We start from the raw sequence: 18,711 nt of genomic DNA on the forward strand, positions 1-18,711 counted from the left end.
CCGCGGGGCTTCATCAGGGGGAACAGCAATATGCGTCGTGCCATTACCTTACTGTCCGCGAGCATAATCGCGCTTTCGGCGGGCGCCGCCTCGGCGCAGAACGCCAAGCCCCGCAACCTCATCCTGTTCGTCCCGGACGGCCTGCGTGGCGGCATCGTGACGCCGCAGACGGCGCCTGCGATGGCGGAAATCCGCGACAAGGGCGTCAACTTCAAGAATTCGCACTCGCTGTTCCCGACCTTCACGATGGCGAACAGCTCGGCGCTGTCGACCGGCCATTATCTCGGCGACACCGGCACCTTCTCCAACACGATCTATACCGGCTACACCTCGGCGCCGGCGGGCGACACCGTGGTCCCCTTCATCGAGAACGACGCGGTGCTCGCCGATGTCGACGATCACTTCAACGGCGACTACCTCAACGAGGAGACGCTGCTAAAGATGGCCCGCGGCCAGGGTTTCAGCACCGCCGCCATCGGCAAGGTCGGCCCGACCCTGCTGTTCGACCACACCGATCGCGGCAAGAACACGATCGTGGTCGACGATTCCACCGGCGGCAAGACCGGCGTGCCGCTCTCCGACGAGATGAAGGACGCGCTGACCAAAGCGGGCCTGCCGCTCGCCACGCCGAGCCGCGGCGACAATGCCAAGGCGGGCGACGCCAAGACACCCGGCACGACGGTCGCCAACGTGACGCAGCAGGCCTACATGGCCGACGTCGCGACCAAGGTCGTGCTGCCGATGTTCAAGGCGCGCAACAAGCCGTTCGTGCTGGTGTTCTGGTCGCGCGATCCGGACGGCAGCCAGCACAACACCGGCGACAGCCTCAACAGCATCACCCCCGGCATCAACGGCCCGACCTCGATGGCCGGCATCAGGAATGCCGACAACAACCTCGCCCAGCTGCGCAAGGCGCTCGACGAGCTCGGGCTTTCCGCCGACACCAACATCATGGTCTCCTCCGACCACGGCTTCTCGACGATCTCGAAGGAGAGCAAGACCAGCCCCTCGGCCAAGATCGCCTATAGCGACACGCCGCAGGATTTCCTGCCGATGGGCTTTGTGGCGATCGACCTCGCCAGGGCGCTGGACCTGCCGCTGTTCGACCCCAACGACAAGAACGCCAAGGTCGCCGACAACGCCCACACGAAGGCCGGCAACGGCGTGCTCGGCCAGGACCCGGCCAAGCCCGATGTCGTGATCGCCACCAATGGCGGCTCGGACCTGATCTATCTGCCGAACCGCGACAAGAAGCTCGCCGACCGCGTCATCAAGGCGCTGCTCGAGCAGGACTATGTCAGCGGCCTGTTTGTCGACGACAAGCTCGGCACCTTCCCCGGCACGCTGCCGATGTCGAACCTCAATCTGAAGGGCAAGGCGGTGACACCGAACCCGTCGATCGTGGTCAATTTCCGCTCCTGGTCGAGCGGTTGCGAGATCCCGACCAACTGCTCGGTGCAGGTCGCCGACACCGTGCTGCGCCAGGGCCAGGGCATGCATGGCAGCTTCAGCCGCGGCGACACCTTCAACTTCACTGCGGCGATCGGCCCCGACTTCAAGGCGGGCTATGTCGATCCGCTACCGGTCAGCAACGCCGATGTCGGCATGACCGCCGCCCAGCTGCTCGGCCTGCGCGCGCCGAACAATGGCGGGCTGATCGGCCGAGTGATGTCGGAGGCGCTGCCGAACGGCATCGTGCCGAAGATGGTCGAGGGCACCATCATGTCGAAGAAGCCGTCGGCCAACGGCCTGCGCACCGTGTTGAAATTCCAGCGAGTGCTCTCGACCCGCTATTTCGACGTCGCCGGGTTTCCGGGGCGGACGCTCGGACTCGAGGAAACCGGCGGCAAACAGAAAACGGCGGGGAAGTAATCCCCGCCGTTTTCGTCGAATTCCAGTTACGCGGGATGATGGCTTACATCATCCCGATGTCGAACACGTTGGGGAGCTGCGCCGCGAGCGGCAGCGCGGTCGCGCCGACCAGCGTCGCCACCATCGCCGCCAGCGCGCGGCCGGTGCGGCGCTGACCGCGCATCTGGCCCGCGATCCACTCCAGGACCTTGGTGTCCATCTTGGCGCCCTGCCTCGGCGCCCAGCGATCGATCTCGGTGTCGGGCGACAGCGCCACCGTGCGCGGCGGCACCGGCAGGCCGGACTCGGAGGCGGCATGGTGGGCGATCGCCTTGGCGAGCAGATCGTCGAACCGGCCGCCATCGCTGCGCTCGGCGGCGGCCTCGTTGATCGCGAACAGCGCCTCGATCTCGGCCCGGCTGATCGGCTGATGCTCGACCGCGGCCGCCGTCAGGATGCGCGCGCACCAGGCAGCGTCATCGGCATCGAGAGACCGGGAGAAATGGATGCGGCCCTTGGTGGTCGGGCCTTCGCCGGTGATCACGCCGTCGCGCACAATGGTGAGCGCATGGGCGGCAGTCTTGCGGCAGGACGGATGCAACGCACCGCTGAGAGGCTCAGCGGTCTTGGTACTTGGGGTAGACATTGTGGGAGCTTTCAATTCCTATCTCAGGCCAGCTTTTCCATGCGGGCGTAAACGAGTGGTTAATGATTCGGAACTTGCGTTCCGAGATTTTTAGATGGTTGCTATTTGGTCGCTTTAAACGTCGTCACGGTTCAGTCCTATAGCAGCCAGGGCCGGCGTGATGACTGCGATAAGCGGCATTATCTGGGCATTTCCAAGCCTTTGTGCCGCAGCTGATGTTTCGCCGCAGGGATCCGGATCAAAACAAGTTGCTTGGAATTCCGTCCTCAAGGAGAAATGTTTCACCTTTTTTCAGAACCCGTTCACTTAAGCCTTATCCCGTCCTATACTGGAACAGACAGCCTCAAATACAAATTCAGTTACAACTTCAAAGAGATGAGGTAAAATCATGGCACTTCAGATTGGCGCCGTCGCCCCCGACTTCGAAGCCGAGACCACCGAAGGAAAGATCAAGTTCCATGACTGGATCGGCAACAGCTGGGCGCTTTTGTTCTCCCATCCCAAGGACTTCACCCCGGTCTGCACCACCGAGCTCGGTGCGCTCGCCCGCCTGAAGCCCGAGTTCGACAAGCGCGGCGTCAAGCTGATGGGCTTGTCGGTCGACCCGGTGGACCGCCACGCCAAATGGTCCGACGACATCAAGGAAACCCAAGGCGCGGCGCCGAACTATCCGATGATCGGCGACACCGATTTCAACGTGTCAAAGCTCTACGACATGCTGCCGGCCTCGACCTCGGGCGATCCCCTCACCCGCACCGCCGCCGACAACCAGACCGTCCGCAACGTGTTCGTGATCGGACCGGACAAGAAGATCAAGCTGGTGATGGTCTATCCGATGACCACCGGCCGGAATTTCCAGGAGATCCTGCGCTCGATCGACTCGCTGCAGATGACCGCCAAGCACCGCGTCGCCACCCCTGCCGACTGGAAGCAGGGCGAGGACGTGATCATCGCGGGCTCGGTCAGCGACGACGAAGCCAAGACGATCTACCCGCAGGGCTGGAAGGCGCCGAAGCCTTATATCCGCATCGTGCCGCAGCCGAAGTAGCGGCAGGCTCACTGCGTCCGGGTGACCCGCGCACAGCCGATCATCGTCTGGTTTCGTGACGATCTGCGGCTGTCGGATCACCCGGCGTTGCATGAGGCGGCGGCAAGCGGCGCGCCGGTCGTCGGCCTCTATGTGCGCGACGAAGAGAGCCGTGCATTGATGCCGCCGGCCTTACGTCGGCTCGGGGGTGCGACGCGCTGGTGGCTGGCGCAGTCGTTGCGCGCACTTGGCAAGAGCCTCACCATGGCAGGCGGATCGCTGGTGCTGCGCACCGGACCGGCCGCGTCGGTGATCGCCACGTTGGCGCGCGAAATCGGCGCACGCGCCGTATTCTGGAACGACATCGCGCAGGCTCCGCATCAGGCCGTTGCCAGAGAAGTCGAAGCCGCGCTCGCAAGTGACAGCATCGACTCGCAAATTTTCCGCGGCGATCTGCTCGTCGAACCGAAGGCGCTCCGCAACAAGGACAACCGGGCCTTGCGCGTGTTCACGCCGTTCTGGCGGCGCGTCCAAGGCCTCGGCGATCCGCCAAGGCCGTTGCCGGCGCCGAAAAGACTCACATCCATCGGCGGCATCGCGAGCGACGCCCTCGATGACTGGGGTCTCGAACCGACACGGCCGGATTGGGCCGGCGGCCTGCGCGAGACCTGGACACCGGGTGAAGCCGCGGCGCAGGCGCGGCTGAAGCGATTCCTCGATGAGGGGATCAGCGGTTACGCCGACGACCGCGATCGGCCCGACCGCGACGGCACCTCGCGCCTGTCGCCGCATCTGCGCTTCGGCGAGATCAGCCCGCGGCAGGTCTTTCACGCGGCCCGCTTCGCCGCCGCGGAAGACTCGCGCCTTGCCGGCGACATCGACAAGTTCCTCAGCGAGCTCGGCTGGCGCGAATTCTGCCGCCATCTGCTGTTCGACGTCCCCGATATGGCGGATCGGAACTTGCAGGAGCTGTTCGATGCCTTTCGGTGGAGGCGCAGCGCTCTCGCCCTGGAGGCGTGGCAACGCGGACTCACCGGCTATCCGATCGTCGATGCCGGCATGCGCGAGCTCTGGCACAGCGGCGTGATGCACAACCGGGTGCGAATGGTGGCGGCCTCGTTCCTGGTCAAGCACCTCTTGATCGACTGGCGCACAGGCGAACAATGGTTCTGGGATACGCTGGTCGATGCCGATGCCGGCTCCAATCCCGCCAACTGGCAATGGGTCGCGGGCTGCGGCGCTGACGCCGCGCCCTATTTCCGCGTCTTCAATCCGGTCCTGCAGGGCGAGAAATTCGATCCCGACGGCGGCTATGTCAGGCGCTGGGTGCCGGAGCTCGCGCAGCTCTCCAACGAGCTGATCCATCAGCCCTGGACAGCGACACCGATCGAGCTGGCGAGCGCCGGCATCGAACTCGGCAAGACGTACCCGCCGCCGATCGTTGATCACAAGCAGGGGCGCGAACGCGCGCTTGCAGCTTACGCGAAGATCCGTCGCAAAGACTAAGCGCGGCGATTGACCAGCAGCACCGCCGCGGCGCAGGCGGCCATGCCGGCAATGGCGACATGATCCAGCCGCTCGTCGAACAGGACGTAGGCCATCAGCGCGGTCACCGCCGGCACCAGATAGAAAAGGCTCGCGACCGAGGTCGCGGCATGGTGACGGATCAGCCAGTACAACAGCCCGATCGAACCGATCGACAGCGCGAACACGAGCCAGGCCAGCGCCAGCACGAACTCGCCGGTCCAATGCACCACATTGGTCTCGAACACAAAGGCGCCGATACCGAAGAAGATCGTCACCGCGATGTACTGCACCAGATTGCCGGCGCGCCAGTCGATCCGGTTGCAATAGCGCCGTTGATAGAGCGTGCCCAAGGTGATGCTGATCAGCGAGACGCCGGAGGCGAGCCAGCCCCACCCCGCCTCGCCCGTCATCGGCCGGTTGTGCAGGATCAAGACGACGCCGGCGAGGCCGAGCACCAGCCCGCCCCATTGCAGCGGCGTGACGCGCTCGCCCAGCCAGCGGTTGGCAATGGTCGAGGTCAGGATCGGCTGCAGGCCCGGGATCAAGGCCGAGAGCCCCGCCGGAACCGAATGCGCGATCGCAATCGCGGTGCCGCCGAGGTAGAAGCCGTGCACCAGGATGCCGGCGACCGCGCTGTGGAAAATACCAGTCCGGTCCGGCCAGTTCGGCCGCGCGATCGCGGCGATGACCGCCATCACCACCACCACGAACGCCATCCGGATCGCCAGATAGGTCAGCGGCTCCGCATTGTTGATGACGTATTTGGTGCCGATGAATCCGGTGCTCCACAGCACGACAAAGATCGCCGGCGCCAGACGAGCGGCAGTTTCCTCGAAGCTCTTGTTCATTGCAGACCGTCATTGCCTGAAGATGAAGCAACCAGCAATCGCGAATTTTGTGGGGTGCCGCGCCCGTTTGCGCAAGCACACTTTCGTCCCGGCGCAAGCAGGCACGACAGTGGGGATGAGTCGCAATTCAAGATGACCAACACGCGGTGTCATCACCCGCGCATGACGCCGGAAGGAAGGAGAATGAGAGCTCACGGCTCTTTCCTGGCGTCGTCCCTGCGAAAGCAGGGACCCATACTCCGCGGCGGTTGTTGTGAACGGGACTCGTCGTATCAGCATCGCGCAACAATCAGCATTTGTGGTTATGGGTCCCTGCTCCCGTGCGCAATTGCGCACTAGGCAGGGACGACACTGGCTGTGTTGCGCGGTCAGTGGTTTGACAGGTTTTCACTGAGTTGCCCGTCGGGTCGACTTGCCGCGGTGACAGAGGCTCGCGAGCTCGCCGACCTCGCCAGTCCTCTCACGCGAAGCGCCGGCCGCACGCGCTGCCAATCACGACGATTTGTCCTCAGGGATGCCATGCGCGTTTATCGGATGCGACATGCCGCCCTCACCGATACGCTTCGGTGGAATCTCGCAGCCGTCGGTCGCGGCACGTTCCGGATTGCACTGGAATATACCGTCGCCGAATACCGGCGGCCAAAAACACTGCACAAGAAGAGCCGGCCACGAGCCGGACAAGAAGAAAAACAATGGATCAAGTGGCGTTGGTCGTCGTTCGGGCGGTCGAGAGCGGCGCGACGACGACGAAAGATATTATCGGCGTGACCAGATTGTCGCGTCTCAAGGTCGAGCGTGCACTGAGCACGCTGGAGAAGCAGAAGCTGCTCCTCCGCGAACGGCAGGGCTCGTGGGCCCTCGGCTTTCCCGTGGCTCCGACGGTCAGGCAATGTGGATCATGCACCCTCTGCTGCAAGGTGCTTGAGGTGACCGATCTCAGCAAGCCGGTGAATACGGTCTGCAGCCACATCCTGGCGGGCGGCGGATGCGAGATCTACCACGAGCGTCCCCGGCAGTGCCGCTCATTCAGCTGTGCCTGGCTGCAAGGCCACCTCGATGATGATTGGTTTCCCGAGACCACGGGCATGGTGCCGCATTTCGGGCTCGACGCGCTGAATGTGCAGGTCGACCTCGATGATCCCGACCGCTGGCGCGAGGAACCCTATTTCAGCAAGCTGTGCGAACTTTCGTTGAAGGGCCTCAGGGTAAGTGAAGGGCGGCCGTATGCCACCCTCGTCATCGTCGGTCAGGACCGCTACCTGCTGCTCGGGCGGACCATCGTGCCCGATCCAACGCTGTTCGGCACCGCCTTCGTGCCGATTACGCTCGACACCTTCCGCTACTGGAAGGCAACATCGCTTGAGCATCTGCAGCGGTTGAACGATCGGGTCATGGAGATCCAGCGCATCCAGCAGGAGTTCGGCCATTGCGCCATCCCTGACGACGACGATCCCTCCCCGCCTTACCGGCCGGCTCTTCTCCAACGGTCGAAGGAACTGGGCGTGATACGCACGACGTGACGACAGCCGGACACAGCGCAGGTCAGCTCGTCATCTCAGGTGATACTTCCTGCCGTTGGTATTCGGGTCTGTGTTGTCGCTGGTCGAGAACATCAAGGCCGGGCCGAAGTAATTCCAGGTGTCCCGGTAAAATGCGAAGCGGCCGGCACCCTTGTCGATGATCTCTTGCTGGGCGGTGTTCGCGGGCCCGAGAAGCCGGTCGTCTTCGTACAATCGGGCAGTCTCGAGCGTGCCGTCCACGTATTTGACGGGGATGAGATACGCATATCCCTTGTAAAGACGGAAGGCGCCACGCAACAGGTTCCTGTCGATCGGACTCGGAGGAACCAGAAAAAGGAATGCGCTCGACGCCAAGGCAAAGAGCGTCGATCCGATCGCGATGCACGTGCTGGCAGATGTCCTCAACGATACTTTTCCCTTGGCTCTTGCTTGCGAGGCTTCCCGCCTTCTGTAGCGCGCGCCTGCGGCGCAGACAACCGACCGCCCGCCGCCACGCCTTGTTGCGAGCCGGATCTGGCTCGCGATATTTCCGCATCGAACGACAATCAGATTGTCGCCGCGCGGCCGGCTGATCGGCCCAGGACTGCCATCAGCACCGTCGCGACGGCGCAGCACGCGAGCGCAACCTCCCAGCCTCCGGTCGCATCATGGGCAAGTCCGGCGAGCGGCGGACCCGCAGCGGCGAGCGAGTAGCCGAGGCACTGCGCCATGCCGGACAGCGCGGCCGCCTGGTGGCTATGCGAGGTTCGCAGGCTGACGAATGTCAAGCCGAGGATGAAGGCTGCACCCGCCCCGAAGCCGAACAGCGCGACCCACAGCATTGCGAGCGACGGACACTGCCACAATCCCAGCAGCGAGACGCAGGTTGCAAGCGACACGGCAATCGCAATCCCGCGCTGGTCCTTCATGCGCCGGACCATCGGCCCGAGGATCAGGCCGGGAAGCGCGGTCGCCAATTGCAACACACCGTGCAGCGTACCCGCCGTCGCCGCCGGGTAGCTTGCCTGCACGAGGATGGCGGGCAACCATCCGACGATGATGTAGAACACCAGCGAGGTCAGGCCGAGGAAGCCCGTCACCTGCCAGGCGAGCAGCGAGTGCCAGATGCGCCCGCGATGCGGCGACGAGGCCAGCTCGACCGTCGGGGCCGAGTGCGCCCCCAGGTGGGGTGCCCAGGCTATCAGCGCCACCAACGGAAAGATCAGCGTGCTCGCAAGCGAGAGATGCCAGTTCGATCCCGGGATTTGGGCGAGCGGGATTGCCACGACCGATGCGAGCGCCTGGGCCAATGCGGACGTGATCGCGTAAGCGCCGGTCAGGCTGGCGATGCGAGTCGGAAAGTCCCGCTTGAGCAAGCTCGGCAGCAGCACATTTCCAACGGCGATTCCGGCACCAATGGTGGCGGTGCCCGCGAACAGCGCCCAGACCGGACCGGACGAGCGCAGCGCGATCCCGGCCGCGATGACAAGCAGCGCACCGAACAGCGACCGCTCGATGCCCCATTCGCGCCCGAGCACAGCTGCAACCGGTGAGATCGCGGCGAACGCCAGCAAGGGCAGCGTCGTCAGGATTCCGGCCTCCGCCGCGCTGATCCCGCTGGTCTCACTGATCATGCCGAGCATCGGCGCGACGCCGGTAATGGGCGCGCGGAGCGTCGAGGCGATCAGCAGGATCCCCGTCAACAACAGCCCCTGCCCGCCCAGCGTGCGCATCGGTGCTATCATCGTCATCGCATGCTCCTGCCCATCTGAATGCGCCAAGCTATCGACTTGGCTGTCGGAAGAATTTACATATCTATTCTATCGATCGCTAAATTCGGTCACTCAACGGGTTTCCAGCTCCGTTATGGGCTTTCAACTTCGCTATCCCTGGCCGGACCTTGATCCGGATGACGTCGCGGCGGCGGCCATCGCCGTGCGCCTCGACGTCACCGAAAACAAGGTCGAGGCGGCCGAGCATGCGCACCGGAAGGGACAGCTCGTCTTCGCGCTCGGCGGCGGCGTGATGTGCCGCGTTCCGAACGGGTTGTGGATGGTGCCGCCGCATTGCGGCGTCTGGCTTCCAGGCGGCACGCGCCACACCAATATCGCAACCGCCAATGCACGAATCTTCTTCGTCTTCATCGAGCCCGGTGCCGCCGACCTGCCCGACCGCTGCTGCGCATTGTCGATCTCACCCTTGCTGCGAGAGCTGATCATCGCGCTTTCCGACCGTATGCAGCAGGACCACGGCACTGAAACCCTCGTTGCGCAATTGCTGCTGAGCGAATTGCCGCGTATGCCGCTGCAGCAGCTGCATCTGCCGATCTCGCCCGAGCCACGCTTGCGACGGATCGCGGCAGCGCTCGCCGACGATCCGGCCGATCGCCGCACGATCGCCGAATGGGCCGAACGCGTGGCGCTGAGCGAGAGCAGTCTCGCGCGTCTCATCCTGAGGGAAACCGGCCTGACATTCGGACGCTGGCGTCAGCAACTGCATTTGATCGTCGCGTTGCGCGAACTCTCCGCCGGCGCGAGCGTTCAGCAGGTCTCGTCCGAGCTCGGTTATGAATCCGTCACAGCCTTCATCACCATGTTCAAGAAGGCGCTCGGCAAGCCACCGGCGAAATATCTCAGCGATATCATGCAAGGGAGCGGCTCGGCGTTCGCGGCTGGCGGGCGAATTTAGGAACACCGGTCGGCAACGGACGTTTTCGACATATCGGGCGAACGACAAGCGAGCCGCCTACGCCAAGCCAATGCAGCGAGGATGCCAGATGCCCTACGCGCTGTTCGATCGCGACAGACAGATCGACAAGGCTTTTCCGACGGAGAAGCAAGCGTGGGAACATGCACTGATCTGCGGACTGATCTTCGACGTTCCGGTCGCGGATGAAGCGCCGGGCCAAGTGCTGCCGGCCGGCTATCACATGAAGCGAATTCCCGGCGACAGCGAAGTGTTCGAACCGGCGCCCGAATGGAAGTTACCGAACGAAATTTCGTGATCGGCCCGCGGCAGGGTTGCCGGTTGCGATCGTGACGTTGCGCGATAAGTAACGCCGAACCAGACCAACAATTCAGGATGAGCGCATGGCCGAAACCGGCAAGATTTTTCACGTTCGCTGCGTCGACAACACGTTGCAGCGGGACACGCTTTCGCTTGGGCGCGTCTACGAGGTGACAAGGGATATCGAACGTGACGGCTATTACGAGCTCAGCGGATTGGGCCGCTTCAGCCGGTCCAGATTCGAGGTTGTCGAAACGAACGACGACACGGCTGAAGTCCGGCAGACGTCCCGATCAAAATAGACAGGAGAGCGCGATGCCCAGAGGCGACAAGTCGAGCTATACCGATAAGCAGAAGCGGCAGGCCGAGCATATCGAGGAAGGCTACGAGACGCGTGGTGTTCCGGATCGCGAGGCCGAGCGGCGCGCATGGGCGACCGTCAACAAGGAGACCCACGGCGGCAAGAAGAGCGGCTCCGGCCGAGGCACGCGCGAGGATCATTCCCCGTCGCGCAAGGGCGGCAAGCTCGGCGGCAAGGCGGCCGCGAGCCGCCCCGCGGCGGAGCGGTCGCGCTCGGCGAAAAAGGCGGCACGTACCCGCAAGCGCCGGGCCGCCTGACCGGCCGCGGGCGCCCCCGCAGACAGCAAGACAATACCGCACGCCCGAGCATGATCCGGGAAAGTGCGCAGCGATTTTTCGAAAAAATCATGCTCAAACAAAATCATGCTCAAACAATGAGCTAGAACGCGATGACGACGGCACCCGATCTCATCGCGCGTTAGGCGACGGCTCGCAAATGCGTGATCGGGTGCCACCACCGGTTGCCTTCATTTCGGCACCTATCGGGAACAGGCTGTCGGCCCAGGAAGCAAAAGCGAAGCAAAGGCGGCCACCGCAGGGGGTGCCTGCAATTGACGTATCGGTCCCATAGCAGCTGGCAGGACGTGGATCTGCGCAATCTCGTCCGGGTCATATCGGCCTGCACCCTCGGGCTTTGGGCATTTGCGGCCGGCCTCCTGATCGGGACCTTCCTGCTTTGATGGATCAGCGCGGCACGCGCCGCCTTCCTACCCGCCGCTCAAGTGATGCGCGGCGACGAACAGGACGAGCGCACTAAGCACCAATGCCGATGTAGCGCCGGCAACGCTACGCGCGAGTTCAGCCTTCGAAAGATTGGATCTGGTTGCCATTGCAGCCTCCCGTTCGCGCGAGCTGAGCCACAGCCGCTCCGGCGGTCAGGCTCGCTCATGGAGACATTCGCATCACCAGGATGAACGCATCCTGAGCAAAACGAACCGCCGGCGCCTCTGTTCCAAAATCTGACCCAGGGGATCGCTTTCGGAACCCGGGCGTTGACCGCATGCGGCAAGCCGGCCGAGCCGCGCCGGAATTGGAAATCGGAGATGCCATGGTGATCCGCTGGGGGACACCCTCGGCTGGATCATCATCGCTGTCATCTTCAGCCTTGCCTCGCGCGGCAGCCTCGACATCCTCTCGGTCGCGCAGGCGCAGTTCGGCACCCTCGCCTTCCTCGCGGTCAGCTTCACGATCGGCCGGCGGCTGGTGTTCCGGCTGATCCGCTGGGCCAACGACAATCTGGTCTCTTCGGCGGCGGTGATCACCGTGATCCTGCTGTTGATGAGCGGGATGGCGATGATCACGCATCTGATCGGCGTGCACACCGTGCTCGGCGCCTTCATCGCCGGCATGCTGGTCGGGGAATCCCCGATCCTGACCCGGCAGACCGACGAGCGGCTGCGCGGGCTGATCTCGAGCCTGTTCATGCCGGTGTTCTTCGGGCTTGCCGGCCTCAGCGCCGACCTCACGGTGCTGAAGGATCCGTCGGTGCTGGGGCTGACCGCGGCGCTGGTGCTGATTGCGAGCATCGGCAAGTTCGGCGGCGCCTTCGTCGGCGGCGCGCTGGGCGGGCTGACGCGGCAGGAATCCTACGCACTGGCGAGCGGCATGAATGCGCGCGGCTCGACCGAGGTGATCATCGCCACCATCGGCCTGTCGATGGGGGTGCTGAGCCAGACCATGTTCTCGATGATCGTGACCATGGCGATCCTGACCACGATGGCGATGCCGCCGATGCTGCGCAGCGCGCTGGCGCGGCTGCCGCTCGGCCAGGACGAGAAGGAGCGGCTGGAGCGCGAGGAATATGAGCAGCGCGGCTTCGTCGCCAATCTCGAGCGGCTGCTGCTCGCGGTCGACGAGAGCAGCAACGCGACATTCGCCGCGCATCTCGCCGGCCAGCTTGCCGGTGGGCGCGGCCTGCCGATCACTGTGCTGCATGTCGGCGCCAATGCCAAGCTGCAGGAGAAGAACCGTGCCGATGAGGAGAGCCCCGAGGCGGCGGTCATCAACGCGGCCAAGGCGAGCGCCGAAGCCGATGCCGACGGCGGCGGCAATGTCGACGTCATCAGCCGCGCCCGCGAGGAGACGGCGGCGGAGGCGATCGCCGAGGAAGCCAAAAAAGGTTTCGACCTGCTGGTGGTCGGCATGGACGCGGTCGCCGGTCCCGACGGCGGCTTCGACCGGCGGCTCGACGACCTGACCTCCGGCTTCGACGGCCCGCTGGCGATCGCGGCCGCCAAGGGCGTGCACGAGAAGGAGCCGACGGCGAATGCGCGGAAGATCCTGGTGCCGGTCTCGGGCAGCAACGTCTCGCGGCGCGGCGCCGAGGTCGCGATCGCGCTGGCGCGCCTTTCGAGCGAGCCGCTGCAGGTGGTCTACGTCTCGACCACGCGCGACAAGGGCGCCCGCCGCACCAGCCCCAGCATGTCGCTGGCGCATGAGGAAGCCATCCTGAAGGACATCGCGGCGACCGCGGCGCGCTACGACATCAACGTAACGACGCGGCTACGTGCCAACACCGCACCTGAGGTCGCGATCCTGCAGGAAATCGCGTCAAGCCGGGCCGACCTCGTCGTGATCGGCGTCGACCGCATCCAGGGCGACAGCCTGAATTTCGGCAGCATCGCAGCGGCCGTGCTCGGCAAGTCGAAGGCGTCCGTGCTGCTGGTGTCGGATGGCGACGTCAGGCCCAAGACCTGAAACCCGAAGACTTGAAGCCCGAAGACCTAGAACAAGGACCTGAGGAAGGAGGTTCGAAGCGCGAGCGCGTCCGCGCCTACCACTCTTCCGGACAGGGATCGACGATCTTCCAGAGATCGACCCCGTTCTTGATCTTCTTCATCTCGGTGGTGAGCCCGCCATTGCGGCGGATCCAGTCCTTCACCGTATCGGGGTAGTAGGACATCAGGTCGGAGGTGCCCTCGAGGCTGGTGACCTTGATGCCGAAGGTGAAGGCCTTGTCGTAATAGGCCTGGTGGAAGCCGATGCTGGCCCGCGGCGTAACGCAGATCTTGTTCAGCGGCACGATGCCGAACACCAGCGTGCAGGCCGAGTTGCAGATGCCGTCGATCACGACGCGCTCGCGGCGCTCGCGGATCTGCTTGTACTTGGCCTTGTACTCCTCGACATAGCCGCCATGGTCGCGCGTGATGTGCAGCACCGCCCGCGCGGGCGTCGCGGCCAGAACCGAGAGCAGCAAGGCGACAAGGGGCGTGATGCGCATGGATCGTTCGAAACCGCGGGAAAGGCCGGGCCCGGGCGGACCTGACCGCAAGACTCTGGCCGGACTGTGTTGGCAATCCGTTAAGCATCCGCAAAAAGGCAAAATTTGGCGCGCTGTGGCTGATTTCCCGCAGCTTTTGGCCCCGATTCCGGGTTAAATGGACCCCGGGGCGGCCCACAATGCCGATTCCCGTAAATGACCGGAGGCCGCCCATGACCAAGACCAAGCTTTTCGCCGCCCTCGCTCTGGCCGTGATGGCCCTGACCCCGGCGGCTGCGGCCGACCTCACGGCCCATCCGCGCCACCACCGGCATCACCACCACGCCCATTGGGGCCTGCCCTACCACATCAGCTATCTGCACAATTACGGCCCCGGCCCGACTGCCGGCAGCTTCGCCTATTACGACGGCTCCCCGCGCAACAAGTGCTACCAGAGCGCGGCCGCCTATATCGGCCAGGACCACCGCCGGCATCCCTGCTTCTGACGGCTATAAGGGAGACGGCGGGACGTGCCGGCACCGCTGGGTGCCGCGCTCCGTGCCTGCCTGCTGGCCCTCCCCGCCCAAGTCTGATAATCGACCCGCTACGCGCTCGTAGCTCAGCTGGATAGAGCATCGGATTTCGATTCCGAGGGTCGGGAGTTCGAATCTCTCCGAGCGCGCCAGCGATTTTACCGATAGATCAATAATTTAAGCCGCGCTCATTTCGTTCTGAGTGAGCGTTTTCGCGTTGCGTCTGTTCTGAAGCGATGCTGCAAGATGAGAACGACCCCGACGCCGCGCGCCGAGGCCGCCCCTGTGGCTCCCAGCCGGATTGGGGGTATGAGAGCCGGGAGCCGGAAGACACTACTTCCAAAACCACCGCTCGTTCCTGCCGCCAATAGCACCAATAGGGATTACCTCCCGGCCAGGCTCGCCGAAAAACGATATCAGAATTGGAGTGATGGTATCGGCCGCCCTGCCGACGAGAGGGACAGTTAGCAAATCGGCAACTAGATCGGCGCAGGCTTCTCAGAGGGACGGGACCGTTGGGGACGCAGCACGGTCACGTTTCGGAGGAGCTGACGTGTAGGCCCTGGCGTCGGCTCCTCTCTTAGAAGCTTGTGTGAGTTCGGCAACAGCCGTCTCTCCGCGGATCTGCTAAGGAAATGACACTGGGAATTTCAGGGCCCCAGCGCTGGGAATGACAGGGCGCCGCCGGGACAAACCATTTCGGGCCCGGCGGCGTAGCTTTTAGGTCGGCGTCACAGTATCGATGCCGAGCGATCCGAGCACCGCGCGAGCTCGATCCGGCAGCCGATTGTTGCAGCGATCCTGCCACGAAACCATTTTCATCAGCGGACGAAACCGGGCGGAAACATTTGACCGGTACCACTTCTCCCAAACAATAATGGGGAAGTGTCATGATGGAAGCGACCATTGTCGCGCTGCTGCTCCTCAGCGCCGCTGTGTTTTTTGCGCACGCCTACGACGCCCTGCATACGCATTGACGGGATCGGCATCGCTTAAGTCTGCGTATCGTCCACCAGGGTCTGTGGGCTTGCGCGAGCCATCGACCGCGCCCTAATCCCGCCCGCCCTTCTCTCCGAACCACCGCCGGCACGCCCGGCTGAAGCTCGTCGCGTCGGTATAGCCGAGCGCGGCCGCTATTTGGTCGCGCGATTGGGTGCCTGCCGCGAGCATGATCCTCGCGCGCTCGCGTAGCACGCCGTCGAGCAGCGGGCGGAAGGCGCAGCCGGTCTCGGCGAGCCGCCGCACCAGCGTTCGCCGCGAAGTGCCGACGAGGCGCGCGGCCTCCTCCTCGGCGAGGCGCCGCGGCAGGCGCGCCGCGATCAGGCGCTCGACGATGCCCGCCAGCGCCGCGGTGTCGGGCTGCGGATTTTCGATCGCCTCGAGCGCTTCAATGGCCTTGGCGTGCAATTGCGGATCGGCAAACGGCGACGGCCGTGCGCCGAGCGCTTTCGGCACCTCGAAGATGAAGGCGGCGGCGTTGAACTTCACCGCGCAGGAATAATGCTCGAGCAGCCGCTCCGCGCCCGCAGGCGGCGACCAGGGAAATTGCAGTGTCGCCTCACCGATCGCATCCTCGAGCAGCTGCACGTACACGGCGTGCACGTTGAGGCTGACCGCCAGCGCCACGGCGTGCCACAGCCCTTCGTCCATCGCGACGGCGGGAGAGATTTCGATCTGGATCGCGCGCGCTGTCTTGCGCAGCCGGTTGCGGACGAAGGGCGCGCGGGTCGACCCGAAGCGCGCGCCGGTCGCCAACGCATCCGCGATGGTCGGCGCCGTCCTGGTCGCGACATCGAGCGCGCCTTGCAGCGATGTCGACCACACCGCCGCGGCCGACAACGGCCACAGCTCGCCATGCCGGCGGGTGATGTTGGCCGCCAGCACCACCAGCGAGGATACCGGCATGTGAGCGCCGGGCTGGTCGAGCGCCTCGAGCCGAATTCCGGTGCCCTTCAGCAGCTCGTCGCGATCGCCTCGCGTCTGGCCAAATGCCCGCACCAGGGCCCGCGCATAGGCCGCGGAGACCGGCGTGCGAAGGGCATCGGATTCCGATCCGTGCATGGCGTCGGCGACCTCCCCCTCGCGAACGTCCGGCCGAACAAGCTTGGCGCAAAATGCCACAAAATTGGCCTGTTGTGAACTGGCGGCGCAGGCCCGCCTGGCGGCATGCTTGGCCCAACAATGGCGAACGCCGCCTCGCAAGAGATGCTGGAGGGAATGCGATGATCTTCACGGGCACCAATGCTGCTGGCGAAACGATCACCTACCGGGACGGCAAACGCTATCTCTGGATGCTCTCGTTCATTCCGCCGCTGATCCCGCTGTTGTCCTACTGGCTGTTCCTGCGGACACACAATCCGCTGGTGACGCTGATCCCCTTCGTCTTCATCTTCATCCTGATCCCGTTGCTCGACGTCGTGTTCGGCGAAGACACCCACAATCCGCCGGCGGAAGTGGTCGCCGCGATGGAGGCCGATCCCTATTACCTGCGGCTCGCGCGCATCACCGTGGTATTTCCCTGGATCAACTACGTCGCGCTGATCGCCTTCTTCGGCACCCAGGATCTGCCGTGGTGGTCCTATGTCGCCTTGCTGCTCGGCGTCGGCACCATCAATGGCGGCGCGCTCCTGATCGGGCACGAGCTCGGCCACAAGCCGGACAGGCTCAACATCCTGTTCGGCATGCTCGCCAACTGCGCGGTGGGCTACGCGCATTTCCGCGTCGAGCACAATCGCGGCCATCACACTTGGGTCGCAACCCCCGAGGACCCCGCCAGCGCGCGCTTCGGTGAATCGATCTATGCGTTCGCAACGCGCGAGTTGCCGGGTGCATTCAAGCGTGGCTGGCGCAACGAGGCCGAACGGCTGACCCGGCGCGGCGAGCCGGTCTGGTCGGTCAACAACGAGATCCTGCAAGGCTTTGCGCTGACGCTCGTCGTCGCCGCCGTGCTGATTGCGCTGTTCGGCTGGAAGGTCGCGCCGTTCATCGTCGCGCACCATTTCCTCGGCTGGTACGCGCTGACCCAGGCCAACTATGTCGAGCATTACGGGCTGCTGCGCGAGAAGCTGCCGAACGGCCGCTACCAGGCGGTCGAGCCGCGCCACTCATGGAATACCAACCACATCGTCTCGAACCTGATGACGTTCCACCTGCAACGTCACTCCGACCACCACGCCAACCCGATGCGCCCCTACCAGTCGCTGCGCGATTTCGACGACATCCCGCGGCTACCGAACGGCTACACCGGCATGTTCGGGCTGGCGGCAATCCCGCCGCTCTGGTTCCGCGTGATGGACCCGAAGACCCTGGCCTGGGCCGGCGGCGACAAGAGCAAGCTGAACCTCCGCGATCGGCCCGCGAGCTCGTGATCGCGGCGATTGCCCGGCTCCCGGTCCTACATCTGGGCCGAGCGCCGCTTCATGGCACCGATGCCGAGGAATGAGCCATTGATCGACAGATACTGGCTGGTGAATTCGAACGTATCGAAGCTCGGCGCCTCGAACTGCTTCAGCGCCTTCCAGAGCAGCGTGGTATCCGGACAGGCTTGGGAATGGATGTCATGATGCACGATGATGCGGGCGTGGGAACGCACCAGCAGATGATCCTGTAGCGCACCGCGCAGGCTGTGATCGCCATCGATAAAGACGAAGTCCGGCTTCAGCCGGTCGACATGCGCACCGACCAGCGGCGAGGTCGAAAAATCCTGGATGTAGATCGGCTCGATAGCGGCCTGCTGCTGCAGCAGATCGAAATAGGTCGAGATAAAGGGCGTCGGCGCGATCGGATCGAGTGCAATCACGGTCTTGAGGTCGGCGCCGCTGTTCCTGAGCCACTCCGTAACCAGGACGAACATGCCGCCCCAGCGGCAGCCGATTTCCATGTACGAGGAAACGCCGGACGAATTGCGCGCAAGCCAGGCGAGGTATGGCGCAAGCTGGTTCGGGTATTGCCAAAGGTGGAGGCCCTTGCCGAAGTTCGGCGCCAGCTCCGGCGGCTGCTCATGAAGCAGTTCGTCATTGAGCCCCAGCGCCGGGATGAATTCGCGTTCGAGGAAGTCCACGTCTGTACGCTGAGCCGGATTCAACCCGGCGATCGCATTGATCGCGTCACCGACGGTGACAGCGAGATCGGCGAAACGCTGGTATCGGTCGGCTTGATATCGGTCGGCTTGGGCTAGCTGGGCGTTGAGCATCGGCGCAATCAGATCGGTGGGCT

The 18,711-nt window shown here is 64.3% G+C and carries 18 protein-coding genes and 1 tRNA gene; 12 read left to right on the top strand and 7 right to left on the bottom strand.

The genetic code is table 11. From position 1 onward, the window contains the following. Positions 1-30 precede the first annotated feature (30 nt). Positions 31-1,872, top strand: coding sequence for an alkaline phosphatase family protein (locus tag ACVMB1_RS15960; RefSeq protein WP_076831253.1), 1,842 nt, complete (start codon positions 31-33; stop codon positions 1,870-1,872). A 43-nt stretch (positions 1,873-1,915) separates the two neighbouring features. Here the strand turns inward: ACVMB1_RS15960 and ACVMB1_RS15965 are convergent, their stop codons facing one another. Further along, positions 1,916-2,497 carry a hypothetical protein gene (locus ACVMB1_RS15965; protein WP_057017042.1) on the bottom strand — a complete coding sequence of 194 codons (582 nt, stop codon included), beginning with the start codon at positions 2,495-2,497 and terminating at the stop codon, positions 1,916-1,918. 388 nt (positions 2,498-2,885) lie between these two features. On the opposite strand from ACVMB1_RS15965, the gene ACVMB1_RS15970 reads away from it, so the two are divergent. Together ACVMB1_RS15970 and ACVMB1_RS15975 are read left to right on the top strand one after the other, a co-directional pair. After that, entirely contained in the window at positions 2,886-3,545 is a 660-nt protein-coding gene (locus tag ACVMB1_RS15970) for a peroxiredoxin (RefSeq protein WP_028337644.1), read from the top strand. Between the two features lie 21 nt (positions 3,546-3,566). Beyond that, positions 3,567-5,030, top strand: a complete 1,464-nt coding sequence (locus ACVMB1_RS15975) for a cryptochrome/photolyase family protein (RefSeq protein ID WP_076831256.1) — start codon at positions 3,567-3,569, stop codon at positions 5,028-5,030. On the opposite strand, the gene ACVMB1_RS15980 is transcribed toward ACVMB1_RS15975, so the two are convergent. Beyond that, positions 5,027-5,899, bottom strand: coding sequence for a DMT family transporter (locus ACVMB1_RS15980; protein ID WP_050385698.1), 873 nt, complete (start codon positions 5,897-5,899; stop codon positions 5,027-5,029). The two genes, ACVMB1_RS15975 and ACVMB1_RS15980, sit on opposite strands and share 4 nt — an antisense overlap. A 692-nt stretch (positions 5,900-6,591) precedes the next feature. Here ACVMB1_RS15980 and ACVMB1_RS15985 point away from each other — a divergent pair. Then, the gene (locus ACVMB1_RS15985) at positions 6,592-7,419 is read left to right on the top strand and encodes a hypothetical protein (protein WP_057015859.1); all 828 of its coding nucleotides are present in this window, start codon (positions 6,592-6,594) and stop codon (positions 7,417-7,419) included. A 30-nt stretch (positions 7,420-7,449) separates the two neighbouring features. On the opposite strand, the gene ACVMB1_RS15990 is transcribed toward ACVMB1_RS15985, so the two are convergent. Further along, on the bottom strand, positions 7,450-8,034 hold the full coding sequence (locus ACVMB1_RS15990) for a hypothetical protein (RefSeq protein WP_244558931.1): 585 nt from the start codon (positions 8,032-8,034) through the stop codon (positions 7,450-7,452). Further along, positions 7,965-9,149: an MFS transporter gene (locus tag ACVMB1_RS15995; RefSeq protein WP_076831262.1), complete on the bottom strand. Its 1,185-nt coding sequence runs from the start codon at positions 9,147-9,149 to the stop codon at positions 7,965-7,967. The genes ACVMB1_RS15990 and ACVMB1_RS15995 overlap by 70 nt, the downstream gene beginning before the upstream one ends. 115 nt (positions 9,150-9,264) lie before the next feature. Here ACVMB1_RS15995 and ACVMB1_RS16000 point away from each other — a divergent pair, with 115 nt between their 5' ends. The 5 genes from ACVMB1_RS16000 to ACVMB1_RS16020 all read left to right on the top strand — a co-directional run bounded on the left by ACVMB1_RS16000 (position 9,265) and on the right by ACVMB1_RS16020 (position 13,461). Further along, on the top strand, positions 9,265-10,086 hold the full coding sequence (locus ACVMB1_RS16000) for an AraC family transcriptional regulator (RefSeq protein ID WP_076831265.1): 822 nt from the start codon (positions 9,265-9,267) through the stop codon (positions 10,084-10,086). 88 nt (positions 10,087-10,174) lie between these two features. Next, complete coding sequence (locus ACVMB1_RS16005) at positions 10,175-10,402, top strand: hypothetical protein (protein ID WP_076831268.1); 228 nt, start codon at positions 10,175-10,177, stop codon at positions 10,400-10,402. A gap of 85 nt (positions 10,403-10,487) precedes the next feature. Beyond that, complete coding sequence (locus tag ACVMB1_RS16010; protein ID WP_076831271.1) at positions 10,488-10,706, top strand: hypothetical protein; 219 nt, start codon at positions 10,488-10,490, stop codon at positions 10,704-10,706. A gap of 13 nt (positions 10,707-10,719) precedes the next feature. Further along, complete coding sequence (locus ACVMB1_RS16015; protein WP_050385697.1) at positions 10,720-11,022, top strand: hypothetical protein; 303 nt, start codon at positions 10,720-10,722, stop codon at positions 11,020-11,022. Positions 11,023-11,823: 801 nt separating this feature from the next. Next, positions 11,824-13,461 carry a universal stress protein gene (locus ACVMB1_RS16020; protein WP_256521410.1) on the top strand — a complete coding sequence of 546 codons (1,638 nt, stop codon included), beginning with the start codon at positions 11,824-11,826 and terminating at the stop codon, positions 13,459-13,461. A gap of 76 nt (positions 13,462-13,537) precedes the next feature. Here ACVMB1_RS16020 and ACVMB1_RS16025 read toward each other — a convergent pair whose 3' ends face one another. Then, complete coding sequence (locus ACVMB1_RS16025) at positions 13,538-13,984, bottom strand: hypothetical protein (RefSeq protein ID WP_018272072.1); 447 nt, start codon at positions 13,982-13,984, stop codon at positions 13,538-13,540. A gap of 212 nt (positions 13,985-14,196) precedes the next feature. On the opposite strand from ACVMB1_RS16025, the gene ACVMB1_RS16030 reads away from it, so the two are divergent. Beyond that, positions 14,197-14,469: a hypothetical protein gene (locus ACVMB1_RS16030; protein WP_076831273.1), complete on the top strand. Its 273-nt coding sequence runs from the start codon at positions 14,197-14,199 to the stop codon at positions 14,467-14,469. Between the two features lie 102 nt (positions 14,470-14,571). Beyond that, positions 14,572-14,648, top strand: a tRNA-Arg gene (locus ACVMB1_RS16035). Between the two features lie 898 nt (positions 14,649-15,546). Here ACVMB1_RS16035 and ACVMB1_RS16040 read toward each other — a convergent pair. Continuing rightward, the gene (locus ACVMB1_RS16040; RefSeq protein ID WP_143271114.1) at positions 15,547-16,557 is read right to left on the bottom strand and encodes a helix-turn-helix domain-containing protein; all 1,011 of its coding nucleotides are present in this window, start codon (positions 16,555-16,557) and stop codon (positions 15,547-15,549) included. A 161-nt stretch (positions 16,558-16,718) separates the two neighbouring features. Here ACVMB1_RS16040 and ACVMB1_RS16045 point away from each other — a divergent pair, with 161 nt between their 5' ends. Continuing rightward, positions 16,719-17,864: an alkane 1-monooxygenase gene (locus ACVMB1_RS16045; RefSeq protein ID WP_076831278.1), complete on the top strand. Its 1,146-nt coding sequence runs from the start codon at positions 16,719-16,721 to the stop codon at positions 17,862-17,864. Between the two features lie 26 nt (positions 17,865-17,890). Here ACVMB1_RS16045 and ACVMB1_RS16050 read toward each other — a convergent pair whose 3' ends face one another. Then, positions 17,891-18,688: a class I SAM-dependent methyltransferase gene (locus tag ACVMB1_RS16050; protein WP_076831280.1), complete on the bottom strand. Its 798-nt coding sequence runs from the start codon at positions 18,686-18,688 to the stop codon at positions 17,891-17,893. Between the last annotated feature and the right edge of the window lie 23 nt (positions 18,689-18,711).

The sequence above is a fragment of the Bradyrhizobium sp. USDA 4504 genome (assembly GCF_054063995.1).